This is a genomic window from Streptantibioticus ferralitis, assembly GCF_029223525.1.
GTDB lineage: Bacteria > Actinomycetota > Actinomycetes > Streptomycetales > Streptomycetaceae > Streptantibioticus_A > Streptantibioticus_A ferralitis.
This window is the reverse complement of the sequence record NZ_JARHTQ010000058.1, coordinates 1-25,361: the sequence shown is the minus strand read 5'-3', so window position 1 is coordinate 25,361 and position 25,361 is coordinate 1. Positions and strand designations below refer to the sequence as shown.

The window sequence follows — 25,361 nt, the reverse complement described above, 5'->3', positions numbered from 1 at the left end:
GGGCGGGAATTGCCCCACGTAGGACGGGACCGGGGTACCCAGCGATGTGCTGGGTACCCCGGTCCCGTTGTTTCCGCGGCTCAGGCGCCGTGGCCGACTACGCGTCGCCGCCCGCCGCGCCCGGGTCAGCCGCCGCGACGTCGAGCAGCTGGTAGCGGTCGATGGCCTGCTTCAGCGCGGAGCGGTCGATCTTGCCCTCCTTGGCGAGCTCGGTGAGCACCCCGAGCACGATCGACTGGGCGTCGATGTGGAAGAAGCGCCGCGCCGCACCCCGGGTGTCGGCGAAGCCGAAGCCGTCCGCACCCAGCGACTGGTACGTACCCGGCACCCAGCGCGCGATCTGGTCCGGAACGGACCGCATCCAGTCGGACACGGCGACGAACGGACCCTCGGAGCCGGAGAGCTTGGTCGTCACGTACGGGACGCGCTGCTCCTCCTCCGGGTGCAGCAGGTTGTGCTCCTCGGCGGCGACCGCGTCGCGCCGCAGCTCGTTCCAGGAGGTGGCGGACCACACGTCGGCCTTGACGTTCCACTCCTCGGCGAGGATCCGCTGCGCCTCGATGGCCCACGGCACCGCGACACCGGACGCCAGGATCTGCGCCGGGATCGAACCGCTCTCGGCGGCCTTGTACCGGTACAGGCCCTTGAGGATGCCCTCGGCGTCCACGTGCTCCGGCTCGGCCGGCTGCTGGATCGGCTCGTTGTAGACGGTGAGGTAGTAGAAGACGTCCTCGCTGTCCGGGCCGTACATCCGGCGCAGACCGTCCTTGACGATGTGCGCGATCTCGTAGCCGAAGGCGGGGTCGTACGCGACACACGCCGGGTTGGTGGAGGCGAGCAGCTGCGAGTGGCCGTCGGCGTGCTGCAGACCCTCACCCGTCAGGGTGGTACGACCGGCGGTCGCGCCCAGCACGAAGCCGCGCGCGAGCTGGTCGCCCATCTGCCAGAACTGGTCACCGGTGCGCTGGAACCCGAACATCGAGTAGAAGACGTAGACCGGGATCAGCGGCTCGCCGTGCGTGGCGTAGGCGGAGCCCGCCGCGATCAGCGAGGCGGTGCAGCCCGCCTCGGAGATCCCGTCGTGCAGCATCTGACCGGTCGGGGACTCCTTGTAGGCCAGCAGCAGCTCGCGGTCGACCGACTCGTAGGTCTGGCCCAGCGGGTTGTAGATCTTCGCGGACGGGAACAGCGAGTCCATACCGAAGGTGCGGTACTCGTCGGGCGCGATCGGCACGAAGCGCTTGCCGATCTCCTTGTCCCGCATCAGGTCCTTGAGCAGCCGGACGAACGCCATCGTGGTGGCGATCGACTGCTGTCCCGAGCCCTTCTTGACCGCCGCGTACGCCTTGTCGTCCGGCAGGTTCAGCGGCTTGGCGCGGACCACGCGGGTGGGCACGTAGCCGCCGCACTCCTTGCGGCGGTCGTGCATGTACTGGATCTCTTCCGAGTTCCGGCCCGGGTGGTAGTACGGCGGCAGGCCGGACTCCAGCTGCTGGTCCGTGATCGGGATGTGCAGCCGGTCGCGGAAGCGCTTGAGGTCCTCGACGGTCAGCTTCTTCATCTGGTGGGTCGCGTTGCGGCCCTCGAAGTTCGGACCGAGCGTCCAGCCCTTGACGGTCTGGGCGAGGATGACGGTCGGCTGGCCCTTGTGCTCCTTGGCCGCCTTGTACGCCGCGAAGATCTTGCGGTGGTCGTGACCGCCACGGCCCAGGTGCAGGATCTGGTCGTCGGTCATGCCCTCGACCATCTTGCGCAGCCGGTGGTCGCCGCCGAAGAAGTGGTCGCGGATGTACGCGCCGGTCTCGGTGGCGTACGTCTGGAACTGACCGTCAGGCGTCGAGTTGAGCTTGTTGACCAGCACGCCGTCGCGGTCCTGCGCGAGCAGCGGGTCCCAACTGCGGTCCCAGACCAGCTTGATGACGTTCCAGCCCGCGCCGCGGAACTGCGACTCAAGCTCCTGGATGATCTTGCCGTTGCCGCGCACCGGGCCGTCGAGCCGCTGCAGGTTGCAGTTGACGACGAAGGTCAGGTTGTCCAGGCCCTCACGGGCGGCCAACGACAGCTGGCCGAGCGACTCCGGCTCGTCCATCTCGCCGTCGCCGAGGAAGGCCCACACGTGCGAGTCGGAGGTGTCCGCGATGCCGCGCGCCTCCATGTAGCGGTTCATCCGGGCCTGGAAGATCGCGCCGAGCGGGCCGAGACCCATCGAGACGGTCGGGAACTCCCAGAAGTCCGGCATCAGCCGCGGGTGCGGGTAGCTGGACAGGCCGTACGGGGCCTTGGACTTCTCCTGCCGGAAGGCGTCGAGCTGCTGCTCGGAGAGCCGGTCCAGCAGGTAGGCGCGCGCGTAGATGCCGGGGGAGGCGTGCCCCTGGAAGAAGACCTGGTCGCCGCCCTTGCCGTCGTCCTTGCCCCGGAAGAAGTGGTTGAAGCCCACGTCGTACAGCGAGGCGGAGGAGGCGAAGGTCGCGATGTGGCCGCCGACGCCGATGCCGGGGCGCTGGGCGCGCGACACCATGACGGCGGCGTTCCACCGGGTCGCGTTCAGGACCTTGCGCTCGATCTCCTCGTTGCCGGGGAAGAACGGCTCGTCCTTGGTGGCGATGGTGTTGATGTAGTCCGTGCTACGCATCTCCGGCACGGCGACACGCTTCTCGCGAGCGCGCTCGATGAGCCGCAGCATCAGGTAGCGGGCACGCTCACGGCCGCGTTCGTCGATGGCCGCGTCGAGCGAGTCGAGCCATTCCGCCGTCTCCTCGGGATCAAAGTCCGGGACCTGGCTGGGAAGGCCGCCAATGATGATCGGGTTGCGATCGGATCCGGAAGCCACGCTGTTCCTTCGCTACTAGGTAATGCTCTGCTGTGTCGCGCCGCCTCCATCGTGTACCGCGGCTGGAGATCCGTCATCTCTACTGAGTGGTAACCACCACCTGGTGAGACAGGCCAAGGACCGGCTGACGGTTGGCGCAGTGGCGCGCGAGTGCCTCCGGTCATGGGTGTGGGTGGGCGACGGGCGGGCCAAATCGCAACTCTACGCCCAGTCGGGGCGCGGTCGGACACCCGTCCCGGAAGTGCACTTCCGTTCGGTCTGTCCTGGTCGGGAGTGCGTGCCTAACGGCGCAACCCCGGCAAAACGTGGTGACGGGCGTCACAGATGGCGGTGCGATGTGCGGCGACACGTCAACGTTTGGGCGGGATCGGTAGCTGGGTACTTGCGCGATCCGCCTGGTGCGTGTGGACTACGGCCATCGCCCCGTACACGCGCGGGGCCGACAGACATCCCCAAGTCAGGAGGCAATCCGTGAGCGCGACCGCGGGCCACGCGGAGGAGCGGACCAACCCGGCGAGCCGGTTGGGTTTCGAGCCCGGACAGGTGGTCCAGGAGATCGGCTACGACGAGGACGTCGATCACGAGCTCCGTGAGGGCATCGAGGCCATCATCGGACAGGATCTTGTCGACGAGGACTACGACGACGTGGCCGACGCCGTCCTGCTGTGGTTCCGCGACGAGGACGGCGACCTTACGGACGCCCTGGTGGACACCGTCGGTCTGATCGACGACGGCGGTGTGGTGTGGCTGATGACCCCCAAGACCGGCCGTGACGGCTACGTCGAGACCAGTGACATCAGCGAGGCGGCGCAGACCGCGGGCCTGTCCCAGGGCAAGAGCATCAGCGCGGCCAAGGACTGGACCGGCAGCCGGCTGGTGGCCCCCAAGTCCGGCAAGCGCTGAGCGCCCCGCCACCACCGCCCGACCCACCCCGACGTCTCTCCGCGCCCCCGTAGGCCCAGTGCCGACGGGGGCGCGGCGCGTACCACCCGCCGGTGCGCCCCGCGCCGCCGAACCCGGTCCCCGGCAGTGAAAGACTGTCCGTGCCGCATGCCACGAACGGCGTAGCGGTACCGGTGAGACGCGCTAGCGAGATCGGAAGGGAAGTACCCCATGGCCATCGAGGTCGGTTCCAAGGCCCCGGACTTCGAGCTCAAGAACCAGCACGGCGAGCTGGTCAGGCTCTCCGACTACAAGGGCGAGAAGAACGTCGTCCTGCTGTTCTACCCGTTCGCCTTCACCGGCGTGTGCACCGGCGAACTGTGCGCCCTGCGCGACGAACTGCCGAAGTTCGTCAACGACGATGTGCAGCTGCTCGCGGTCTCCAACGACTCCCCGTTCAGCCTGCGGGTCTTCGCCGAGCAGGAGGGGCTGGAGTACCCGCTGCTCTCCGACTTCTGGCCGCACGGTGCCGCCAGCCGGGCGTACGGCGTCTTCGACGAGGAGAAGGGCTGCGCGGTGCGCGGCACCTTCATCATCGACAAGGAGGGCGTGGTCCGCTGGGCCGTCGTCAACGCCCTGCCGGACGCGCGTGACCTGAACGAGTACACGAAGGCGCTCAACGAGCTGTGACGTGTTCAAGCGGCGTGCATCCGGCACGCCGCGTGAGCGCTCCCCAGTTGGGGAACCGGTCACTAGGATCAGGGCGTTGATCCGGTTGTACACGCACCAACGGGGGCGCTGCGCTCAACGTTCCCCTCGGACTTTGGGAGGACTCGTGGGAGTCAGCCTCAACAAGGGCGGCAACGTCTCACTGACCAAGGAGGCGCCGAACCTCACGGCGGTCCAGGTCGGCCTCGGCTGGGACGCCCGCACGACCACCGGCGCGGACTTCGACCTGGACGCCAGCGCCCTGCTCACCAATCCCGCCGGGAAGGTCCTCACCGACCAGCACTTCGTGTTCTACAACAACCTCAAGAGCCCGGACGGTTCGGTCGAGCACACCGGCGACAACCTCACCGGTGAGGGTGAGGGCGACGACGAGGTCATCAACGTCAACCTGGTGGCGGTGCCGCCGGAGGTGGACAGGATCGTCTTCCCGGTCTCGATCTACGACGCCGAGGACCGGCAGCAGAGTTTCGGTCAGGTTCGCAACGCGTACATCCGCGTGGTCAACCAGGCGGACAACCGGGAGCTGGCGCGCTACGACCTGACGGAGGACGCCTCGACCGAGACCGCCATGGTCTTCGGCGAGCTCTACCGCAACGGCGGCGAGTGGAAGTTCCGCGCCATCGGCCAGGGGTACGCGTCGGGCCTGCGCGGAATCGCCCAGGACTTCGGCGTCAACGTCTGACATCACGGCGTCCGGCGCCGCGGGCCCGGGGAGGGTTCGCGGCGCCGGACTCCGTGAGAACCAGAAAGCATCGGGGAGGAAAGAACCACATGGGTGTCACGCTCGCCAAGGGGGGCAACGTCTCCCTCAGCAAGGCCGCGCCGAACCTCACGCACGTCATGATCGGCCTCGGCTGGGAGGCCAGGTCGACCACCGGCGCGGATTTCGACCTGGACGCCAGCGCCCTGCTGTGCGCGGGCGGCCGAGTGCTCGGCGACGAGTACTTCGTGTTCTACAACAACCTCAAGAGCCCTGAGGGTTCGGTAGAGCACACCGGCGACGAACTCGTCGGCGGCAGCGGCGGTGACGACGAGACGATACTGGTCGACCTCACCAAGGTGCCGGACCGGGTGGACAAGGTGGTCTTCCCGGTCTCGATCTACGACGCCGAGGTCCGCTCGCAGGCCTTCGGCCAGGTCCGCAACGCGTACATCCGGGTGGTCAACCAGGCCGACCAGAGCGAGTTGGCGCGTTACGACCTCAGCGAGGACGCCTCCACCGAAACCGCGATGATCTTCGGTGAGCTCTACCGGTACGGCGGCGAATGGAAGTTCCGCGCGGTGGGCCAGGGGTACGCCTCGGGTCTGCGAGGCATCGCCCTAGACTTTGGGGTCAACGTTTCGTAAAAATGCGTGCAGCTGCTGCACGGGGGACCTCCAAGGATTGGATTGCCAGTGCTCGTCAGAACGTTCGGCTGGTCACTAGCCATCACAATCGCCGGACTGGCGTTCGCGGGCGTGATCTGGGGGTGGCAGGGGCTCGCGGTGGTCGCGATCCTGTCGGTCCTGGAGATCTCGCTCTCCTTCGACAACGCGGTCATCAACGCCGGCATCCTGCGGAAGATGAACGCCTTCTGGCAGAAGGTCTTCCTGACCGTCGGCGTGCTGATCGCCGTCTTCGGCATGCGGCTGGTCTTCCCGGTCGTCATCGTGGCCATCACCGCCAAGATCGGGCCCATCGAAGCGGTCAAGGTGGCGGTGAACGACCCGGACCGCTACGAGCACCTGGTCACCAGCGCACACCCGGCGATCGCCGCGTTCGGCGGGGTGTTCCTGCTGATGATCTTCCTGGACTTCCTCTTCGATGACCGGGACATCCACTGGCTGGCCTGGCTGGAGCGGCCGCTCGCCAGGGTCGGCAAGCTGGACATGGTCTCGGTGATCATCGCCCTGGTCGCGCTGCTGGTCGCCGCGACGACGGTGGCCACCTCCGTCCCGTCGCAGGGCGGTGGGACGGCCGACAAGTCGACGACGGTGCTGCTGGCCGGGGTCGCCGGACTGGTGACCTACCTCGTCGTGGGCGGCATCTCCGGCTTCTTCGAGGGGCGCCTGGAGGAAGAGGAGGAGGAAGAGGCCGACGAGAGCGAGCCGTCGGATGCTCCCGCGAAGCGGGGCGGGGCCTCGGCGCTCGGCCTGGCGGGGAAGGCCGCGTTCTTCATGTTCCTCTACCTGGAGGTCATTGACGCCTCGTTCTCCTTCGACGGCGTCATCGGCGCGTTCGCCATCACCAACGACATCTTCATGATGGCGCTCGGCCTCGGCATCGGTGCGATGTACATCCGCTCACTCACCGTCTTCCTGGTGCGCAAGGGCACCCTGGACGACTACGTGTACCTGGAGCACGGCGCGCACTACGCGATCGGCGCGCTGGCGGTCATCCTGCTCGTCACCATCGAGTACGAGGTCAACGAGGTCATCACCGGTCTGGTGGGCGTCGTACTGATCCTCGCCTCGTTCCTGTCATCAGTGGTACGCAACCGCCGACTTGGGGAAGGCTCCGAGCAGTTGGAGAAGCAGGCGGAGATTCCCTCGGGGGTCTGAGCCTGCACGTTGGCCACGGCAGGGGAGGGCGACATGGCTGGCGTATGGGAGTTCTTGCGGGGCGGGGACAAGCCACCCCAGTTCGACATGGGGATCGCGCACACGGTCACCCTGACCAAACGGAACCAGGTGGTGTCGCTCAACCACCAGGGCTCGGCAAGTGGCAACCTGCGGGTCAACCTCACCTGGTCGATGCGCACTTCCGACTTCGGCGATCTGAACCGCGAACGCGGCGGTCTGTTCCGTAAGCCGTTCGGTCTGTTCAAGCCGGAACTGGTGCAGGCCCAGGGCACCGCGATGGTCAATGTCGACCTCGACCTGGCGTGTATGTACGAACTCGCCGACGGCACCAAGGGCGTGGTCCAGCCGCTCGGCAACTTCCTGGGCGCCTTCAACGAGTCGCCGTACATCCAACTCAGCGGTGACGACCGGTTCGGCTCCGGCTCCGGCGAGACGATATACATCAACCTCGACCACAAGGAGCAGTTCCGCAGGCTGCTGGTGTTCGTCTACATCTACGACGGCACCCCGGCCTTCGACCGTACGCACGCGGTCGTCACGCTCTACCCCAGCTCCGGCCCCAGCATCGAGATCGCCCTCAACGAGCGTGCCCCGGAGGCCCGTTCGTGCGCGGTCGTTCTGATCGAGAACAACACCAAGGGCGAACTGACGGTGCGGCGCGAGGTGAAGTACGTCTACGGCTTCCAGTCCGAGCTGGACCGGCTGTACGGCTGGGGCCTGCAGTGGGGCCGCGGATACAAGTCCAAGATCTGAGCGCTACCGTCCGCTCTGGAACTGCGGTCCCTGCGGCGGCAGCGTGAACACCGCGACGGTTGGCGCCGCGGCCTGCCGGGCGGCGGTGGACTGCGGCTGCGCCTGCTGCGGATATCCGTATGCCGGATGCGGCGGATAGCCGTATGCGCCCTGCTGCGCCGCCGCCGCGGGTGCGGCGGGCGGCGGGAAGCCATAGCCGCCGGGCTGCTGCGGGTACCCGTAGGCGGGCTGGGCCGCAGGCGGTTGCTGCGGATATCCGTACCCGCCGGGCTGAGGTGCCGGAGGCTGCAGCGGATATCCGTACGCGGGCTGGGTGGTCGGCATGGGCGGCACCGCCGCCGGCGCGGCGGCGGGCTCCGCCGGGACCGTGGCGCCCGCAACGCCTGACGGCGCGCCCGCCCCCGCAGCCGGCTCCGCGCCCCTGGCGGAAGCCTCTTCCGGGCGCGCGGTGGCCGCCGGCTCGGGCTCCGCCGGAGCCTCAGCCTCCGCGTCGTCCACCGCGATCCCGAACTCCGTGGCCAGGCCCACCAGACCGGTGGCGTACCCCTGCCCCAGCGCGCGGAACTTCCAGCCCGTCCCGCGCCGGTACAGCTCGCCGCAGATCATCGCGGTCTCTTCGCCGGTGTCCGGTGCGATGTCGAAGGAGGCGACCGGTTCCGCGCCGTCACCGGCCGCGAGGTCGAAGAGCAGCAACTGGAGCCCCGGCACGCTCCCGAACGCGCCACCGTCCGCGGAGGCGGCCAGCACCACCCGGTCCACCGACGCCTCAAGTGCCGCCAGCTCCGCATCGACGCTGTCCGTCAGACCGTGCCCGTCACGCCGCTTCGGGCGGTGCCTGACCAGGCCCGACGGATGCCGCGGCTGGTTGTAGAAGACGAAGTCCGCGTCCGAGCGCACCCGTCCGTCGCCGCCCAGCAGCAGCGCCGAGACATCGACGTCGGGCACACCGGCAGCCGTACTCCAACTGAGCGCTGCCCGTACCGCGGACGCCTGAAGCGGGATGTTGGACCCCTTCACCATCGCGTGCGTCATGTGGGTAATCCTGCCTTCCCGCTCCACGGGGGGACAACGCAGGGGGCGTTGCGGATTCCGGCCGGTCGGCCGGCGGACGGCCAGGTCGTCGTTATGCGAACCGCACGCCGGATGGTCAAGACTTTCCCAAGCGCCCGCGTACGATGATCGGCCAAGTGGGGGAAGGGCGAAGGTCCGCGAACCACTGCACACCACTACCCGGGAGCTGTATGCGCCATATCGGACCCACCGCGCCGCGCGTGCGGAGCGCCATGTTCCGGTACGAGCCCGCATGAGTACCTCGACCGCCGTCTGGACCGGCCAGTGGGCCGCCGACCGCCTTGGCACCGAGCTGACCGGCTCACCTGAACTGCCCGGGCTGCTCGGGCTGGCGGTACGGAACAACGGCAAGCGCGCCCACCTGCTGGTCTCCAACGTCCTGGGCAAGTACGTACCGCAGCGTCCAGGGGTCGTCCACGCGACGGGGCTGACGCTCGGCAGTCGGGTGCTGGCGCTGCTCGGCGAGACGGCCGCGGCCCGCGCCGTGGTCCTCGGCTACGCGGAAGCGGCGGCCGGGCTCGGCCACTGCGTGGCGGACGGCCTGGGGAGCGCTCCGTATCTGCACTCGACGCGGCGCCGGGTGCCCGCGGTCGTGCCCGCGGGCGGTTTCCAGGAGGAGCACAGCCACGCCGTGTCCCACCTGCTGCTGCCCGCCGACCCGGAACTGCTCACCGGTGGGGGCCCGTTGGTACTGGTCGATGACGAGTTCTCCACCGGCAACACGCTGCTGAACACGGTGCGGGCGCTGCACTCCCGCTATCCGCGCGACCACTACGTGGTGGCCGCGCTCGCCGATCTGCGCGGCTCCCGCGACCGCGCCCGGCTGCGGGGGTACGCGGCCGAACTCGGCGTGCGGGTCGACGTGGTGGCTCTCGCGACCGGTGAAGTGCGGCTTCCGCCCGACGTGCTGGCACGCGGCGCGCGGCTGGTGCGCCGGTACGGCTCCGCGCCGCCGGAGCCCGTAACGGCCCGGCGGCCGGGTGCCGTTGTGCGCGTCGACCTCGGCTGGCCGCCCGGGCTGCCCGACGGCGGGCGGCACGGCTTCACGCCCCGGCACCGCGAGGTCCTCGAAGCGGCGCTGCCGGGCATGGCGAAGCGAATCCGCCGGGCACTGCCGCCCGGCGCGCGCCGCGTCCTGGTGCTCGGCTCCGAGGAGTTGATGTACGCGCCACTGCGGCTGGCGGCCGTGCTCGACGGCATGGTCGACGGCGTCGAGGTGTACTTCTCGTCCACCACACGCTCCCCGGCCATCGCAGTCGACGATCCGGGCTACCCGCTGCGCTCCCGTCTCGCCTTTCCCACCCCCGACAATCCATCGGACGATGAGGGTGAACGTTATGCCTACAACGTGGCGCCAAGCGCCCACGGTGTGCGACGCTTCGACGCGATCGCCGTCGTCGTGGACTCCGTGGGCGACACGCCTCGCCTGACGGCGCCCGACGGGCTACTGGCCCGGCTCGCCGCCCATACGGACCGGCTGTTGCTCGCCGTCGTTCCCTCGTACGTCCCGAACGCCAGTACACCCCAGAACGGCAGCACACCCCAGAACGGCAGGACACTCACCAACGGCGGGACACCCCCGAACGGCAGCACACCCCAGAACGGCAGGACACTCACCAACGGCGGGACACCCCCGAACGGCAGTACATCCCCGAACGGCAGGACACTCACCAACGGCGGGACCGGAACCATGCCCTGTGAACCTCACCCCACTTCCGGCGGGTTGTCCCCGCTGCGCGGCCCGGCGTTCTCCAGCTACGCCTCCGACGAGGTCGGCTGGCTACTCAAGGACCTCTCGGACGTGGTGCTCGAGCAGCCGATCGAGGAACGTGAGGAGGCGGTGCAAAACGGCGCGCACTACGCCGAGTCGCTACCGGTCGAGTACCAACCGAGCGCCGAGTACCGGCGGTTGTTCCGTGATGCGCTCGTCCTGTCCGCGGACCGGATCGCACGGGCCGTCGGCATCGTCACCGAGACCGTGCTCAGCGAACGCTCACCGGCCCCGGTGCTGGTCTCGCTGGCCCGCGCCGGTACGCCCGCCGGAGTCCTGATGCGCCGCTGGGCGCAGCAGGCGCACGGCCTGGAACTCCCGCACTACTCCGTGTCGATCGTCCGCGGCCGGGGCATCGACACCGCCGCGCTGCGCTGGATCGCCGAATGGCACGACCCGTCGGACGTCGTCTTCGTCGACGGCTGGACCGGCAAGGGCGCGATCTGCCGCGAACTCGACGCCGCCCTGGCGGACTTCCGGCGGTCCGGCCAGGACGAGGAGTTCGACCCGCGGGTCGCGGTGCTCGCCGACCCCGGCTCCTGTGTGGACACCTTCGGTACCCGCGATGACTTCCTGATCCCCTCGGCCTGTCTGAACTCCACGGTGACCGGGCTGGTGTCGCGTACCGTGCTGCGCCCGGACCTCATCGGGCCGGGAGAGTTCCACGGTGCCAAGTTCTACCGGGAGTTGGCGGGCACGGACGTCTCCGGGCTCTTCCTGGACACCGTCACGAAGCGCTTCGGCGCGGTGGTGGACACCGTCGCCACCGAGTTCAAGGAGGCACGGGCGGAGGACCGCACCCCCACCTGGGCGGGGTGGGCCGCCGTGACACGGATCAGCGCGGAGTACGGGATCGGCGAGGTGAACCTGGTCAAACCCGGCGTCGGGGAAACCACCCGCGTGCTGCTGCGGCGGGTGCCGTGGCGGATCCTGGTCCGGCGTGGCGCCGGGGCAGAGCTGGACCACGTACGGCTGCTCGCCGAGCAGCGCGGCGTGCCGGTCGACGAGGTGGACGGCGCACCGGACGGCCTGCTCGGCCCGTACCGCTGCGTCGGCCTGGTGCACCCCAGGTTCACCCGGGGGGCGATCGGCGCGGACGGCAAGGCGGTGGTCCGCAGATGACGTCCCTGCCCGGTGGCGGCACGCTGATCGCGGCCGATCTCGACCGCACCCTGATCTACTCGGCGCAGGCCCTCGCCCTCGGCATGCCCGACGACCAGGCGCCGCGGCTGCTGTGCGTGGAGGTGCACCAGGGCAGGCCGCTGAGCTACCTCACCGAGCGCGCGGCATCACTGCTCCAGGAACTGGCCGCCGTCACCGAGTTCGTCCCCGCCACCACCCGTACCCGTCAGCAGTACCGGAGGGTGCATCTGCCGGGCACCGAGCCGCGCTTCGCGATCTGCGCCAACGGCGGCCACATCCTGGTCGACGGCCGCACCGACCGGGAATGGCACCACGAGGTGCGGCGCACGCTGGCCTCGGCCTGCGCGCCGCTGGCCGAGGTCCTCGACCATCTGGCCCGGGCCGCCGACCGCGACTGGCTGCACACCGCCCGGGTCGCCGAGGACCTGTTCGCCTACCTGGTGGTCGACCGCCAGCGGCTGCCCGAGAGCTGGCTGAAGGAACTGGTCGGATGGGCCGGGGAACGCGGCTGGACCGTCTCGCTGCAGGGACGCAAGGTCTACGCGGTGCCGAAACCGCTCACCAAGAGCGCCGCCCTGGCCGAGGTGGTACGGCGTACCGGGGCGTCCCGGGTACTGGCCGCCGGGGACTCGCTGCTCGACACCGATCTGCTGCTCGCCGCCGACAAGGGCTGGCGGCCCGGCCACGGCGAACTCGCGGACACCGACTGGCAGGCATCGCACATCACCGCGCTGGACACGGTCGGCGCCGCGGCGGGGGAGGGGATCCTACGGCGGATGGCGGCCTGGGTGGAGGGCACCGCGTTGTGAACAGGATCCGTCCGGCGGATCCCGGCCCCCGGGTGCCGTGGGTCACGGAGGTCGCATGACCGCGCCGGGGCCTATGGCCTGTGCGTGCCGGGGAACACCACGCGCGAGCAGTTGGTCCTGGCGCGCTCGACGCGCTCGGCGTTGGGCCGCTCGCTGTCCGCGATGAACGCCCGTGCCTCGTCCGCCGTACGGCCGCCGCGCACATGCCTGCGCAGCAACCGCTCCTCGCGTACCTGGCGCGGTGTGTCCACGTACCACAGGGCGTCCAGCAGGCCGCGGATCTCGCGCCAGCCCTCGCCGTCATCGGCCAGGTAGTTGCCCTCGGTGATCACCAGGCGGGCGGACGGCGGCACGACGAGACCGGCCGCGATCGGTTCCTCCAGGCGGCGGTCGAAGTCCGGTACGAAGACGGGGTGTTGGGGTTCCTCGCGCAGCCGCCGCAGCAGATGCACATAGCCATGGACATCGAAGGTGTCGGGAGCGCCCTTGCGCCCGCGCAGTCCCAGCCGGTCCAACTGCGCGGTGGCCAGATGGAATCCGTCCATGGGGACATACCCCACCGAACCCGCCCCGAGTCGTCGGTCGATGCCCTGCACCAGCCGCCGGGCCAGCGTCGACTTGCCCGCCGCAGGGGCCCCCGCCAGCCCCATCAGCACCCTGCGGCCTGCCATGCTTGGCGTCAGGGCCACCGCCTCATCGATCAAGCTGTCCGCAACGGTCGGCATGGCGTTACCCTACGCGCCGGTAATCGCGACCGTAAACGCTCGAATGTTCCGTGAACTCCCAAGGAGCGCCTGGTGACCGAGACCAAGAACCCGCCGCTGACGCCGGAACTCTACGCCTACGTGCTGGAGCACAATCCGCCACTCGACCCGGTCCAGCGCGAGCTGGTCGAGCTCACCCACACCCGGTTCGCGGACGCCGCCGGGCTGCAGACCGCCGAGGAGCAGGGGCCGCTGCTGAGCTTCCTGGTACGGCTGATCGGCGCCCGGCAGATCGTCGAGGTCGGTACGTTCACCGGCTACTCGACGCTGTCGATGGCGCGGGCGCTGCCCGCGGACGGCCGGATCATCGCCTGTGACATCTCCGAGGAGTGGACCGCCGTCGGCCGTGCGGCATGGGCCAAGGCCGGTGTCGCGGACCGCATCGACCTGCGGATCGCCCCCGCGCTGGACACCCTGCGCGCCCTCCCGGACGACGAGCCGTGGATCGACCTGTCCTTCCTCGACGCCGACAAGGAGAACTACCCGCTGTACTGGGAGGAGTTGGTGCGCCGCACCCGCCCCGGCGGGCTGCTGGTGGTCGACAACACGCTGTTCCACGGTGCGGTGACCGACCCGGCCGCCACCGGCCCCGCGGCCGCCATCCAGGCCTTCAACGACCTCGTGCTGGCCGACGACCGCGTCGAGGCGGTACTGCTCACTGTTGCGGACGGAGTGACGTTGGCCCGGCGGGTCGACGCCTGACCTGTTGGCGTTGGGCGGCAGCCGCCTGGCGCGCCGCCTCCTCGCGGGCGGCCTGATCCGGGTTGCGCTGCCGCCAGTACGGGTTGTCATGGGGCAGATTGCTGTGCACCCGCCCGTACATGCCGAACGTCATCAGCACCAGGCCGAACACAAAGCTGAACAGCACGTTCGGCATGCGGAACGCCAGGAAGTTGACCTTGGTGTCCAGGACCGCGAGGTTGACGAAGCCGCTGAGCACGAACAACACGCCCAGCACCATGTTGAGCGTCGACGCGAAGTTGCGGCCGATGACCATCCCCACGAACAGCAGCGCCCCGATCACGATGGACAGCACACTGAGCGCACCGTTCGAGCTCAGCCCCGCGACCCGCTCGCCGTGCAGCGAGAAGAATCCGACGTGGCCGAGCAGGCCCAGAATGCCGAAGGCCACCAGCACGAGACCCATCAGCCCCGCGCCGACCCGGTAGACCTGGCTGAGCCGGTGGTCCACGGGCAGATGTTCGTCCAGATTCATGGCCCGGCTCCTAGCGGGAGATGCGGTTGCCATCCGTGCTTGCGCTGGCTTCCAGCATCCGCCCTTCCGCCGCGCGGGGCCAGCTCAGCCGCAGCAGCCGCCCCCGCAGCAGCCACCCCCGCCGCTGGGCGGCGCGGCCGAGGCGGCGCCGGTCACCGCGACCGTGGAGAGCAGCTTGACCGTGTCCTGGTGCCCGTCCGGGCAGCTGGCGGGCGCGGACGACTCGGCCATCGGCCGATTCAGTTCGAAAGTGGTGCCGCAGGCGCGGCAGCGGTACTCATAGCGAGGCATGACCGCAGGATAGCGGCCGGATTCCCGCAGGTCACCGGATTCACGCAGGTCAGGGGGCAGGCTCGGGTCGCGGTCAGCGGGCGCGGGCGCGCTCCTCACGGATGTTGCCGACGACCCGCTCGGCCGTCTGCCGTACCGCCGCCGTTTCGGTGAGGAACGCCCAGTAGTCCGGGTGCCGCCCGGTCAGCCCGGCGACCGCACGGTCGAGCCGCTCCACCGCCTCGTCGAGCGGTCGCGCGTGCCTGGGGTCGGGGGCCGTACGCCCCTGCATCGCCAGCCGCTGCGCGTCCCGCAGCGCGAAACGCGTCCTGTCGATCTCCCCCTGCGGATCGCGGCTGACCTCGTTCAGCCGCCGCAGCCGGTCACCGGCCGCGGAGACCGCGGCGTCGGTCTCGCCCAGCAGGTCACGTACCGTACTCAGCCCGGCGGTCGCGTCCGACCAGCGCTGGGCGGCGCGCGCGGACTGCGCCTCGGCGAGCTTCCGCTCGGCCTCGGCGACCGCGGCCGCCGCCTGGTCCGGCACCCGCTGCAGGTCCTGCCAGCAGGCGGCGCTGAACCGGCGGCGCAGCTCGCTCAGCGTGGGCTCGACCTGTGCGGTGCGGGTGGCCAGCGCCTGCGCGCGGGTACGCAGCGAGACCAGCCGTTTGTCGATCTCGGCCGCGCGCTGCGGCAGCTGGTCGGCCTCGGCGCGGATGCCCTCGGCCGTACGGCGGGTGTCGTCGGCCCGCCGGATCGTCTCCTGCACACCGTGTGTGCCCGCGCCCTGGTTGAGCTTGGTCAACTCCGGTCCCAGCGCGGCCAGTCGAGCGGCCAGGTCATCGGCGGCCAGGCCCGAGGCACGCACCGCGTCCAGTGCGTTGGCCGCCGCGAGCAGCGACTGACGGGCCCGCTCCACGGCGGGCGCCAGCCGCGCCAGCTCGTGCTCCGCTCGCGTCAGCATGCCGCTGAGGCCGCGCGTGAACCGCTCCAGCTCCGCCTGGGTCTTCAGGATGTCGTCCCTGGCCAGGGTGAAGGCGTTGCGGGCCCGGGTCGCCGCGGCCAGATCGAGGTCGACGGCGTCCAGGTCGTGCGTGTCGACGGCGGCGATGTACGCGGTGCTCACCTGGTCGATCCGCCGCCCGAGGGACTCGAAGTCCGCGGCGGCCTTGCGCCCGGCCGGCGTATGGTCGACCGCGGTGATCGTCTCGATGGAGATGCGCAGCTCACGCTGGGCGGTGTCCAGCTCGTAGAACGCCTCGGCGGCGGCCTCCTTGGCAGCCTGCGCCTCGGCGCGATGGTTGTCCTCCCCGCGCCGCCACCACGAACGTGCCGTCGTCACATCCCTCTCCCGCTGGTCCGGCCGGGGTACCGCGGACCATCCTCCCACCAGGACGGGGCGGACACAGCGGCCGGGGCGGGTCAGCCGGCGCCGCGTACCGCGACGGAGCCGTTGGCGCTGCGCGCGGTGACGACATGGCCGCTGCGCGGGTCCTGCGGTACGTCCACACGCGTGCGGCCGTTGCCGGTCTCAGCCGTCACCTTGTACCTGGCGGGCGTCAGGCCGACGGTCACCCCGCCAGCGCGCCAACGGACGCGGCAACAAGCAGAACGCGCAGGGTGCGGAAGGTGCGGTGTCGGGTGGGCACGTCGTCTCCGAGGCTCGCAGGGGCCTGGCTTCCCCTCGAACCCAGGCCCCGCGCCACCCCGCATCAGCCGGTCCGCCCCCAAACCTGGGTGGGGCTTCCCCGCCCCGGGTATGAATTTGTCGACCGGGGGGCCAGACAGGGTAATCTGTGCATCCCGCGCCTTCGAGGCGCGAGGGCGCATAGCTCAGCGGTAGAGCGCTGCTCTTACAAAGCAGATGTCGGCGGTTCGAATCCGTCTGTGCCCACAAAACGGACTTTGAGCAGGTAGAAGGCCCGGAACTCCCGAATGGAGGACCGGGCCTAACGCTTAGTTGGATCTTGAGAGTCCACTAAGAGTCCACAACCCGGAACGATCATGAAGTTGAAGCCCGTCACTCAGAAGAGTGAGGGTGCTGCAAAGGGCCTTGGCGGGGCGCGAGACCTGCGGGACAGTTGATCACTCAGGGGAGGGCGTGCGAACGCACGTTCCCTGATGCGCCCCCACGCGAAGACCGGTGGGGAACGGTAGGCAGGGCCTCGGCTCTGCCGGTGGAGCCTGACTCCACTGGAGGCGCCCCCGCCGGCTCAATTCCGGCGGGGGCGTTCTTTATGCCCGAATCGTAAACCGCCCCGGGCTCCCGTGAGGGGTGCCCGGGGCGGGATGCTGGGTTACCAGCATCAGAGCGGGCCGCGGATGCGCTACGCAGTGCCCGCCGCTTCGCCACCGCCCGCCTCTGCGGCCTCCACCCCGCGGAGGAGGGCGGTGGGTCTGCTCTCTGCCGGCTGGCCCACAGCCAGCAAGATCAAAGAATGTACCTGGGCAGGTACTGACTTGCGATCTTCATCGGCAGAGCGTTTGTCGAGTGCCAGAGGAACCGCCCCAGTGGGTGCTGCAACGCCGCCGGGTCATCGGCACACGCGTCCGAGATGCGCGTCTACACCGCAACCTCACCCAAGAGCGACTCGCGGAACGCGTCGGCCTGGACCGAAAGACAGTCAACAGGCTCGAACTCGGGCATATCCCCCCTGCTGGACCACCTCATCCTCATCCCCGACGAGCTGGCCGTCCTGCTGGGGAGCCTCGTCCGGGACTGAGCCCCAGGCGGCACCACAACACCGCGCATGTCCCGCCACGGCGTAACTAAGCCTGAGCGGTGGCCAGTTGACGATTGTAGAAGCGTCGTGGATGCCGCTCACGACATGCTTCACCCCCTGGGCGTTGACAGGAAACCCGCAGGTGACAAGCATGCACCCGCGTTGGCAATCTTTTTCCCTAACGTTTTTCGGGATAATTTCCGGCCACAGGGGCGGGCTGTGTGAGGGCAGGCATGGGCGACGATGCGGTCAGGGATGCGCTGCGGGAGGTACTGCGGGAGCGGCGAGCCGGGCTCGACCCGCGCCAGTTCGGGGCCAGCCGTCCTGCCTCGCGGCGGGGGCGCCGCGCCGGCGGTCTCGGCCTCACCCAGGCGCAGGTCGACAAGATCCTGAACAGGGCTCCGGGTACCTACCAGCGCCTGGAATCCGGCAGGTACCCCAAGGCTCCCGAGGTGCTGCTCAAGAACGTGGCCACCCTGCTGCGCCTGGATGAGCACGAGTGGGCGTGGCTGTGGCGCATGACGTGGCGCCGCGATCCGCCCTACCCGCTCCACGCCGTGGCCGGCGAGCAGGTGCCCGGCGGGTGGAGGCGGATCCTGCGCGATGCCCGGCACATCGCCTACTGCACCAACCACCGCTGGGAGGTCCTCGCCCACAACGACGCCCTTGTCAGGGCGTTGCCGCGCGGGGAGGTGCCCCCCAACACCGTGGAATGGACCTTTCTCCACCCAGATGCTCGGCATGTGCTCGCCGACTGGGAGGAGAGCTGGGCCCGGCAAGTAGCCCCGCTGCTGGCGTCCGCGCGCGCGACCTACCCGCACGACACCGGCCTCGCCGACCTGGAACGCAAGGTCCGCGCGGACAAACGGAGCGGCCCGATCTACGAGGAGTTCGGCCCCGTCTACGCCCATACTGATGGGGCGATCCGGCCGTTCGTTCACGCCGAACTTGGGCGGGGCTGGGTCACCATATGTTCCGCTCCACCCCGGGCGGCCCCCACGTGCCACATCACGCAGATGCTGTTCGATCCCGGTGAGGAGTGTCCCGTGCCGCTGCCGCCGATACCGGCGATCCCGGCCGCCTAGCAGTTGCCGCATGTCCCCACACCCAGAAGCCCCGTCCGCATGCCGCAACCCGCGGACGGGGCTCGCTGCGGCTAGGAGGTGACGAACATTCGGAACCCGGCCTGCTGCGCTCCTGACCCGCCACAGGGTCGGCACGTAACTTGTGCCGCGCCGTCGGGTGCCGGCTCGAAGTGTGTGCCTGCTCCGCGGCAGGACGTGCACTGCTCCTCGGGCGCTTCGGCCTGACGCTGACGAAGGTCAGCGACGACCTGCGCATACTTCGGATTGATCCACTCTTGGCCCATGTGGTGTACCTTCCTCCGTCAGGGAAGGGTGCCGCGACCCGCAGACGGCGGTTAGGGGGAGCGCAGCACGGTTACCAGGCGATGCTCTGGCCGCCCTGGCTGACAGTCACCGTGAAGTCCGCAACGCCCGGGATCCCGGCGGCCCGCCAGCGTTCAAGGTGGTCCTCGATAGCATCCCACAACCGAATGGGCCCACCCTGCCGCACAACCCAGCGGGCACCCTGTTCACTCAGCGCTGCCCAGGCGCCGGCCTCGACGTCGAGCACCACGTGCTCGGTCCTGCCGTCCCGCTGGAGAGTGATGCGCTGAGCCTGCGGAGCGGCGAACTGCGCGACAAACCGCGCAGTCCAGTCGTCCAGCGCGTCTGCGCCCACCGTTGTCTCGCGCTCGTCGCCGCTGTCCAAGTCGGGCAACATGCCCAACGCAGGGGGAAGTTGGGGGCGTGCGAGCATGAACGAAACCTGTCCACCCAGGACTGGGCCGCTTGCTGTGCCATCTTCCGTCACAGTGAGGCGGACAAGTTCCGAGGCGTTCATCCATCCGCAGATGGGGACCAGGACTTGGCCGCCGGGGCGAGCCTGTGCGATCCATTCGGTCGGTACCGTGTGCACCCCGCACGTGGCAATCACGCGGTCATACGGTGCGCTGTCCTTGTGCCCGGCGAGTCCATCGCCCACGACGAGGTTCGGCCAGTAGCCCAGCCCGGCGAGAGCGACTCCGGCACGCGAGGACACCTCCGCGTCGACTTCGATCGAGGTCACCCCGTCGTCACCGAGCACATGCGTCAGCAAGGCCGTGGAGTACCCGGTGCCGGTGCCGATTTCCAAGACGGTCATTCCGTCCCGCACGTCGAGGTCTTCGAGCATGCGCACGACGAGACTAGGCAGCGTGGACGACGAGGAGGGGTGGTGCGCGATGCGCCCTTCAACCTGACCCGGAACGACAGCCCCCGCTACCTGGGTAACCAGTGTGTCGTCCTCATACACGCGCGGGAGCCGATCAGGGGAGTCGGTGAGCAACGCCGGCCGGTACCAGCCACCTTCCTCGTACTCGAACCACCCCTCCGATAGAAATGCCTCACGCGGCACGGACCGCACCGCTGCGTCCCATTCAGGGCTACGCAGTTGTCCGGATGCTTTGAGCTGTTGAGCCAGCTTGGCGCGTAGCGCCTCGGAGGACACGTCGTCAGTCACTTGTTGTCTCCGTTCTCCAACAGGTCCGCGATAGCCGCGGTGATCGGCAGTCCCACCGCGTCTTCGAGCCACGCCCATTGGCCGTTTGGGTTGCACTCCAGGAACCACCATGCGCCGTCCGATGTGACGGCGAAGTCGAACGCACCGAAAGCGAGTCCGAAGCTGGCGAGGAATTGCAGCACCGGACCGCGTATCTCGTCGGGGCATTCGGTGGCCTCGTAGCTGAGGCTTCGGTACTCGGCCCGCCAGTCCACCACGCCGACCGGTGCGGTGATCCGGGCACACATGACCTCTTCTCCCACGACGACCGCACGCACGTCGCACGTCTTGTCCACCTGGGCTTGGAACAGGTGCGCGCAGTGGCCTACGGCGGCGTCAATCTGGCCCGGCTCGACGGGCGCCGCCCAGATACCGGCGGGCTCGCCGTCCACGTCGTAGGCCCCCGCGTGCAACGGCTTGTAGATCGTGGGTTGCGCTGTTGCGAAGGACTTCGCTTCCTTCGGATCATTGGTGATCAGTGTCGCGGGAACGGGTAGCCCCGCGTGGGTCGCTGCGGCGAGTTGGGCCGGCTTGTACTCAGCGCGGGCAATGGCCTGTGGGTGGCTCAGGTACCGGCATCCGGGTAATGCGCCTAGCAACCCGCCAAATCCACGCCGGTTCTCCTGGGCGGCGAACCTCGCAGCCTGCCCATCAACGAGTGGAGCGAAGTTACTCGGGCGCCGGTGGTACAGCACTCGCACCTGGCCGAGATCGGCGGTGCGCTCACCAATGGTGAGCCGTCCGCCCCAACCGTCCGTACCCGTAGAAGCCGTCAGAACGGCGGGCGACGGGAAGTCGCGGCCGGGGTCGAGCCGGAGGACGGGCACCCGGCGCCGGTTCAACTCTGTGATGACTAGATCTGCGGTCGCGTCTTCGTACTCGGTTGCGACCAGCACCGGGCGTCCGTCCACGGCCCTACCTCCTGGTCCTGCGTCGCATCGTGGCCGCTGTCAGCATCGTTCTTGCCGTCCTTGCCGACCTGCGTGGGCGGGTAGGTGTTGACGGACGTCCCGTGCTTGCAGTTCAGCGGGCGTCATCTGTCCGTCGCTGCCGATCCACCGACCGGTCTGCGTCTGCGCATCGATTCCGGCGTACTGCCACGGGGACGGCTCCCCGTTCCTCAGCGGCGCCATGCGGCCCATGCCCCATGGCGTCGGTGATGCCGACCCCGGACGTTCGGAGTTACTGAGCACTGTTCCTCCTTGACGTAGGTTGTGCCGACTTGCCTTCTCTACCCGTCCCGGCCGCTCGACCTGTCCAGGGCTTCACCGGCCGGGATGGGGGTTCATGGGGTGCGATTGGCCGTCGCGCCGACGTAGAGGACGAACGCGATGGTCCCGACCACCGCCAAGATGTAGAGGGGCGTGGCCAGCCGGCTCACGAACGTGGCTGAGCGCTTCACCGTCTTCGTCACGGCGGTCCGAAGGTCGTTCACGGGAGCATCGGGGCCTGCGTCAGCCGGCCTTTCTGCGAGTCCTCGCCGCCCGCGGTGCGCTTCTCGCCCTCGCAGGTTTCCACCCAGCCGCCGAGCAGGAGCACGCGGCGAGTCATCACCCCTCGGACTGTCGGGTCTCGGGTAAGGCGATCCCAGTCATAGATGAGGCACACCCGCTGGCCGGTCCCCGCGGCGCGCATGGTGCGGAGCAGGGTGTCGAACGCGGGGCGGTGGTCGTTCACCAGGGCGTGGTCGCCGCTGTCGCGCCACCAGCCACCGAAACCCCAGCCCTGCGCGATGACGTACTCGCCGCACGCATTGAGACGACGCTCCAACTCCGTCGTGTCCTGCGTGGCGCATCTGTCATAGATGAACGCGAGTGGTCGCTGGTCCTGCGTCACGGTCGGCTCCATGAACGGCACTTATGGTTACCGTCACAGCGTGCCCGCCGTTCCAGCGCCCAGTGTTCCCAATCCTTGAACAACCGCCTTGGAACACCCAGTTGCTAAATGCCGACCCAGGCCGCCAGCGCCGCGAGCCCTTCCGGCGCCATGCGCTGACGACGAACCAACGCGCCGATCGTCTCGCGCATCAACGGGTGATAGCGCGCCTGCTGAGGCGCCACCGTGCGGGCCAAGTGCAGCGAGTTCAACGCCGCCTCGGTACGCCCCATCTCGACGTAAGCCCTAGCCATCTCGATGTGATAGCGGCCCACCCGCATTCGCGGATGATCCTCCGGAAAGTGCAGCGTCTTAGCCTTCTTCGCCGCGTCGCCCAACTTGCCCAGCTCCACCAGCGTCGCGATGTCGAAATGCGCCACGTTCGTCGCGCCGAACGACGCCCAGTACACCTGCGGAACGTCCCGGCCGATCTGTTTCGCGGCTTCCCGCGCGGCGCGTATGCGCTCGGCTACCGTATCGGCGTCCTTCGCTTGGGCCGCGGCGATCGCGGCAGCCAGGTGGAGACTGCCAGCGACGGCGAGCGCGTCGACCTCGGGGCCGTCGTGCTGCTCGACAAGCTTGTGCCCGCGGTCGAGGACTTTAAGTGCCATCTGGTTGTTCCCGCGGCGCAGCAGCATGCTGGAGCGCTTGGTCAGCCGCACGGCCAACAACAGCGGGTCCTGGGCCTGCTCGGCCATCCACCCCATGCGCTCCAGCGCGATCGACGCCAGGTCGTGGTAGCCCAGCCGATAGGCGAACTCGTAGGCCACCCAGTAGCACCAGCTCAAAGCCATGGCTGCGCGCTGCTGCTCTTGGCCAGGCGGAAATATCGCCATGGCTGTGGTCAACTCCGCGAGCAGCCCCGGCAGCTTGGTGCCGATGCCCTTGTATTCCGTGGCGCAGGCGCCGACGCACAGTTGCTTGACATCTGCAGTGATCTGGTCGACCGGGCGCGGGGTGATGTCCGGGTCGGGGCCGAGGTCGTACACGTCCAGCGCTTCGGCGAGCGGCGCAATCAACTGGTCGAGCCGATCTTGCTGCAGCTCGGTCACGTATGGCTGGCCGTTGAGTACGGAGACATCGACCTGCAGCACCCGGGCCACGGCTGCGACCACGGCCGGGGAGGCTGGGACGAGCCCGGCCTCGACTTTGGCAATGCAACTGCGAGAGAGGTAGGCGCGTTGAGCGAGCGCGGTCTGCGTCAATTGCCGCAACTTGCGGTAGTCCGCGATCCGGGTACCGATGTGTTCGTCAGCAGGGTGTGGCATGCTGAACTCCGTTCTGAACCTAGACACTTCAGAACGTACCCCCGGTCGGCTCCGGGGAATGACGAACGGCCCCCACCTCACGCGAGGGTGGGGGCCGATCTCGTTGTTGAGGGCTGCGCCGCGGACACCTGACGACGGAGGCGTACACGGACGCAGTGGCGGTCAGCCGCAGGACGTAACGCGCACAGTACGGGCTAGGATCCGCGAACAGCCCGCCGACTGACCACGGAGTTCGCCTGTGACGACCTTGGCTGTGACCGGACACATGGACCTCACCGAGGGCACGGTGCCGCTGGTTCGCGACGCCTTCCGGAGCCTCCTCGCCCAGTATGCGGGGCCCGATCTTGTTGGTATCTCGTGCATCGCCCGGGGCGCCGACTCACTGTTCGCCGAGGCCATTCTGGACGCGGGCGGCCGGTTGGTCGTCGTCCTCCCCTCGCAGGACTACCGGGAGGTGAAGGTGAAGCCCGACCGCCTCCCACTGTTCGACCGGCTCGTGGAGGCCGCGGACAGGATCGTGGTCATGCCGCACGAGACACCCAACCGGGCTGCCTACGAAGCCGCGAACCGCGAAGTCCTCGCGCGGGCGGATCGGCTGGTGGCTGTGTGGAACGGGCAGCCTCCGGCGGGCAAAGGCGGCGGCACGGCGGACGTGGTCATTGAGGCGCGGGCGTTGGGAATCCCTGTGGATGTGGTGTGGCCGCAGGGCGCCCAACGGACCGTCTGACCCGAACGCGCATATGCCGCGCCCGATATTGCCGGGCGTGTTGTCAGGCCGACCGCCTACGCTTGTCCACATGATCTCCACGACTGAGGCTTGTGCGTTGCCTGCGCCGCATGTGGCGCGCATGGCACGGGCTCAGCAAGAGATCCGTCGACTCACCGGCCGAGGCCGCCTATCCCCGCAACAGCGGCTGGAGTTGGCCGAGTGGCAGCGGGAATGGGTCGCCGCGTGGCGGGAGAGCCAGTACGTCATCGCCGCATGATTGAAGCCCCGCCGCGCAACCGACGGGGCCTACCCCGAGCAGCCAACTGCGGGGACACCAGCCAGGCTAGGCCCGGGGTCTGACAACGGGTGCGGCCCCACGACGGGGGTACGTGGGGCCGCAAGACCAGTGTGGCAGGCCTAATCGCCACCGGCGCGCCCGCTCCGGATGGCACACCTGGCACGGCACGGTGCCGCCCTCGCGTACCGCATCCTCCGGCTCGGCATCCGTCGCCGACAGGCCGTCGCGGCCCTGGGCGCAGTCGCCGCGGTGGAGGATGGCTCGCGGTCCGTCGACGTCGGGCTGGCGGATGATCTGGATGACGCAGGGGCGGGGTGCCGTCTCGTCGAGAGTCGGCACCGACGTGTAGTCCATGCCAGGCAATGGTTTCGCAGAAGTACTTTCTAAGAACTTTCATGATCGTCAGACGGCGGGACAGTCGAACGCTACTGGTCAACGCCGGTGCACCTAGCGGAGCGCTGACGACAGGCACAAGGCGCAGACGGCATTCCAACATCCGGCCCGGTTCGGACTACAGGATCACGGTCCACCCGCCACGGGAAAGCGTGGTCACGCCGTCCGCGCTGATGGTGACCTTCGCCCCGGCGGTGTTGAGGTAGCCGTCAGCTAGCCACCAGCGGCGGATCCGGTCGAGTTCGTCCCACACCCCGGATGCGCGAAGACATCGACACCGGCCTCGCCCGGCTCGCCGGGTCCCTGACCCGCCACCAGGCAGCCGACCCCGAAACCCTCGCCGACGCCCTGCTGACCGACCTGCTCCCACCGGATGGCGTCACCGACGACACCGCCCTCGTCATCGTGCGCCTATGACCCGGCCCGCCACGTCCGCAGTAGCGCGCTCAGTCAGACCACATCGATGCCTGTGCACGGGACCGGCCAACTGAAACTGCAGATACGGCATGCACTCACTCCGCCGCCCGCGCCCCTTGCAGGGGGGCGCGGGCGGCGGCTGGTGTTGAGCTCGGGTCTGTACGGTCAACGGTGGATCTTCGAACAGGAAGTGACACCTGATGACAGACGTGACCGTGTCGGCTGAGGCCGTGGAGAATGTGCAGTCGGCGGGGCTGGAGCCGGACGTGCTGGACGACCA

At 69.0% G+C, this 25,361-nt stretch carries 27 protein-coding genes, 1 tRNA gene and 1 pseudogene; 15 read left to right on the top strand and 14 right to left on the bottom strand.

Annotated features, from left to right (window positions below; all coding sequences use genetic code 11):
- Positions 1-97: 97 nt before the first annotated feature.
- Positions 98-2,830, bottom strand: a complete 2,733-nt coding sequence (aceE, locus tag P2L57_RS38720; protein ID WP_275823076.1) for a pyruvate dehydrogenase (acetyl-transferring), homodimeric type — start codon at positions 2,828-2,830, stop codon at positions 98-100.
- Positions 2,831-3,301: 471 nt separating this feature from the next.
- Here aceE and P2L57_RS38715 point away from each other — a divergent pair, with 471 nt between their 5' ends.
- From P2L57_RS38715 to P2L57_RS38690, 6 genes are all read left to right on the top strand, one after another.
- The gene (locus P2L57_RS38715; RefSeq protein ID WP_275823074.1) at positions 3,302-3,733 is read left to right on the top strand and encodes a DUF3052 domain-containing protein; all 432 of its coding nucleotides are present in this window, start codon (positions 3,302-3,304) and stop codon (positions 3,731-3,733) included.
- A gap of 210 nt (positions 3,734-3,943) precedes the next feature.
- On the top strand, positions 3,944-4,402 hold the full coding sequence (locus P2L57_RS38710) for a peroxiredoxin (RefSeq protein ID WP_275823072.1): 459 nt from the start codon (positions 3,944-3,946) through the stop codon (positions 4,400-4,402).
- 145 nt (positions 4,403-4,547) lie between these two features.
- Positions 4,548-5,123 (top strand): TerD family protein, encoded by a 576-nt coding sequence (locus P2L57_RS38705; protein ID WP_275823070.1) that lies wholly within the window; start codon positions 4,548-4,550, stop codon positions 5,121-5,123.
- Between the two features lie 89 nt (positions 5,124-5,212).
- Positions 5,213-5,788 carry a TerD family protein gene (locus tag P2L57_RS38700; RefSeq protein ID WP_275823068.1) on the top strand — a complete coding sequence of 192 codons (576 nt, stop codon included), beginning with the start codon at positions 5,213-5,215 and terminating at the stop codon, positions 5,786-5,788.
- Positions 5,789-5,836: 48 nt separating this feature from the next.
- Entirely contained in the window at positions 5,837-6,982 is a 1,146-nt protein-coding gene (locus P2L57_RS38695) for a DUF475 domain-containing protein (protein ID WP_275823067.1), read from the top strand.
- Between the two features lie 33 nt (positions 6,983-7,015).
- The gene (locus P2L57_RS38690; protein ID WP_275823065.1) at positions 7,016-7,756 is read left to right on the top strand and encodes a TerD family protein; all 741 of its coding nucleotides are present in this window, start codon (positions 7,016-7,018) and stop codon (positions 7,754-7,756) included.
- 3 nt (positions 7,757-7,759) lie between these two features.
- Here the strand turns inward: P2L57_RS38690 and P2L57_RS38685 are convergent, their stop codons facing one another.
- Positions 7,760-8,788, bottom strand: coding sequence for a TerD family protein (locus P2L57_RS38685; protein WP_275823063.1), 1,029 nt, complete (start codon positions 8,786-8,788; stop codon positions 7,760-7,762).
- A gap of 271 nt (positions 8,789-9,059) precedes the next feature.
- Here P2L57_RS38685 and P2L57_RS38680 point away from each other — a divergent pair, with 271 nt between their 5' ends.
- Both P2L57_RS38680 and P2L57_RS38675 read left to right on the top strand, forming a co-directional pair.
- Positions 9,060-11,720 (top strand): phosphoribosyltransferase, encoded by a 2,661-nt coding sequence (locus tag P2L57_RS38680; protein ID WP_275823061.1) that lies wholly within the window; start codon positions 9,060-9,062, stop codon positions 11,718-11,720.
- Positions 11,717-12,550, top strand: a complete 834-nt coding sequence (locus P2L57_RS38675; RefSeq protein ID WP_275823059.1) for an HAD family hydrolase — start codon at positions 11,717-11,719, stop codon at positions 12,548-12,550. Before P2L57_RS38680 ends, P2L57_RS38675 begins: the two co-directional genes overlap by 4 nt.
- A gap of 71 nt (positions 12,551-12,621) precedes the next feature.
- Here the strand turns inward: P2L57_RS38675 and P2L57_RS38670 are convergent, their stop codons facing one another.
- The gene (locus P2L57_RS38670; RefSeq protein ID WP_275823057.1) at positions 12,622-13,275 is read right to left on the bottom strand and encodes a nucleoside/nucleotide kinase family protein; all 654 of its coding nucleotides are present in this window, start codon (positions 13,273-13,275) and stop codon (positions 12,622-12,624) included.
- A 72-nt stretch (positions 13,276-13,347) separates the two neighbouring features.
- Here P2L57_RS38670 and P2L57_RS38665 point away from each other — a divergent pair, with 72 nt between their 5' ends.
- Positions 13,348-14,016, top strand: a complete 669-nt coding sequence (locus P2L57_RS38665) for an O-methyltransferase (protein WP_275823055.1) — start codon at positions 13,348-13,350, stop codon at positions 14,014-14,016.
- Here P2L57_RS38665 and P2L57_RS38660 read toward each other — a convergent pair.
- The 4 genes from P2L57_RS38660 to P2L57_RS38645 form a co-directional block, all read right to left on the bottom strand.
- Positions 13,970-14,563 carry a DUF4383 domain-containing protein gene (locus P2L57_RS38660; protein WP_275823053.1) on the bottom strand — a complete coding sequence of 198 codons (594 nt, stop codon included), beginning with the start codon at positions 14,561-14,563 and terminating at the stop codon, positions 13,970-13,972. The genes P2L57_RS38665 and P2L57_RS38660 overlap by 47 nt on opposite strands.
- 51 nt (positions 14,564-14,614) lie before the next feature.
- On the bottom strand, positions 14,615-14,821 hold the full coding sequence (locus P2L57_RS38655; RefSeq protein ID WP_275823051.1) for an FmdB family zinc ribbon protein: 207 nt from the start codon (positions 14,819-14,821) through the stop codon (positions 14,615-14,617).
- Between the two features lie 73 nt (positions 14,822-14,894).
- Positions 14,895-16,139, bottom strand: a complete 1,245-nt coding sequence (locus tag P2L57_RS38650; protein ID WP_275823049.1) for a hypothetical protein — start codon at positions 16,137-16,139, stop codon at positions 14,895-14,897.
- Positions 16,140-16,219: 80 nt separating this feature from the next.
- Positions 16,220-16,372: a hypothetical protein gene (locus P2L57_RS38645; protein ID WP_275823047.1), complete on the bottom strand. Its 153-nt coding sequence runs from the start codon at positions 16,370-16,372 to the stop codon at positions 16,220-16,222.
- A gap of 247 nt (positions 16,373-16,619) precedes the next feature.
- Between P2L57_RS38645 and P2L57_RS38640 the strand changes: the two genes are divergently transcribed.
- The 3 genes from P2L57_RS38640 to P2L57_RS38630 all read left to right on the top strand — a co-directional run bounded on the left by P2L57_RS38640 (position 16,620) and on the right by P2L57_RS38630 (position 18,605).
- Positions 16,620-16,691: transfer RNA gene (locus P2L57_RS38640), tRNA-Val, on the top strand.
- A gap of 381 nt (positions 16,692-17,072) precedes the next feature.
- Entirely contained in the window at positions 17,073-17,570 is a 498-nt protein-coding gene (locus tag P2L57_RS40495) for a helix-turn-helix transcriptional regulator (protein ID WP_308292565.1), read from the top strand.
- Positions 17,571-17,753: 183 nt separating this feature from the next.
- On the top strand, positions 17,754-18,605 hold the full coding sequence (locus P2L57_RS38630) for an MmyB family transcriptional regulator (protein WP_275823045.1): 852 nt from the start codon (positions 17,754-17,756) through the stop codon (positions 18,603-18,605).
- A 355-nt stretch (positions 18,606-18,960) separates the two neighbouring features.
- On the opposite strand, the gene tgmC is transcribed toward P2L57_RS38630, so the two are convergent.
- From tgmC to P2L57_RS38605, 5 genes are all read right to left on the bottom strand, one after another.
- Positions 18,961-20,082 carry an ATP-grasp peptide maturase system methyltransferase gene (gene tgmC / locus P2L57_RS38625; RefSeq protein WP_275823043.1) on the bottom strand — a complete coding sequence of 374 codons (1,122 nt, stop codon included), beginning with the start codon at positions 20,080-20,082 and terminating at the stop codon, positions 18,961-18,963.
- Positions 20,079-21,032 carry an ATP-grasp ribosomal peptide maturase gene (gene tgmB, locus P2L57_RS38620; RefSeq protein ID WP_275823041.1) on the bottom strand — a complete coding sequence of 318 codons (954 nt, stop codon included), beginning with the start codon at positions 21,030-21,032 and terminating at the stop codon, positions 20,079-20,081. The genes tgmC and tgmB overlap by 4 nt, the downstream gene beginning before the upstream one ends.
- A gap of 374 nt (positions 21,033-21,406) precedes the next feature.
- On the bottom strand, positions 21,407-21,556 hold the full coding sequence (locus tag P2L57_RS38615; RefSeq protein ID WP_275823039.1) for a hypothetical protein: 150 nt from the start codon (positions 21,554-21,556) through the stop codon (positions 21,407-21,409).
- Positions 21,553-21,957, bottom strand: coding sequence for a recombinase family protein (locus tag P2L57_RS38610; RefSeq protein ID WP_275823037.1), 405 nt, complete (start codon positions 21,955-21,957; stop codon positions 21,553-21,555). The genes P2L57_RS38615 and P2L57_RS38610 overlap by 4 nt, the downstream gene beginning before the upstream one ends.
- A 104-nt stretch (positions 21,958-22,061) precedes the next feature.
- Positions 22,062-23,264 (bottom strand): helix-turn-helix domain-containing protein, encoded by a 1,203-nt coding sequence (locus P2L57_RS38605; RefSeq protein ID WP_275823034.1) that lies wholly within the window; start codon positions 23,262-23,264, stop codon positions 22,062-22,064.
- Positions 23,265-23,502: 238 nt separating this feature from the next.
- Between P2L57_RS38605 and P2L57_RS38600 the strand changes: the two genes are divergently transcribed.
- Complete coding sequence (locus P2L57_RS38600) at positions 23,503-23,991, top strand: hypothetical protein (protein ID WP_275823031.1); 489 nt, start codon at positions 23,503-23,505, stop codon at positions 23,989-23,991.
- A gap of 70 nt (positions 23,992-24,061) precedes the next feature.
- Positions 24,062-24,250, top strand: coding sequence for a hypothetical protein (locus P2L57_RS38595; protein WP_275823029.1), 189 nt, complete (start codon positions 24,062-24,064; stop codon positions 24,248-24,250).
- Between the two features lie 66 nt (positions 24,251-24,316).
- Here P2L57_RS38595 and P2L57_RS38590 read toward each other — a convergent pair whose 3' ends face one another.
- Entirely contained in the window at positions 24,317-24,625 is a 309-nt protein-coding gene (locus P2L57_RS38590; protein ID WP_275823027.1) for a hypothetical protein, read from the bottom strand.
- Positions 24,626-24,782: 157 nt separating this feature from the next.
- The gene (locus P2L57_RS38585; protein ID WP_275823025.1) at positions 24,783-24,917 is read right to left on the bottom strand and encodes a hypothetical protein; all 135 of its coding nucleotides are present in this window, start codon (positions 24,915-24,917) and stop codon (positions 24,783-24,785) included.
- Between the two features lie 2 nt (positions 24,918-24,919).
- Here P2L57_RS38585 and P2L57_RS38580 point away from each other — a divergent pair.
- Positions 24,920-25,081 (top strand): annotated as a pseudogene (locus tag P2L57_RS38580) (protein phosphatase); the annotation flags it as partial.
- Between the last annotated feature and the right edge of the window lie 280 nt (positions 25,082-25,361).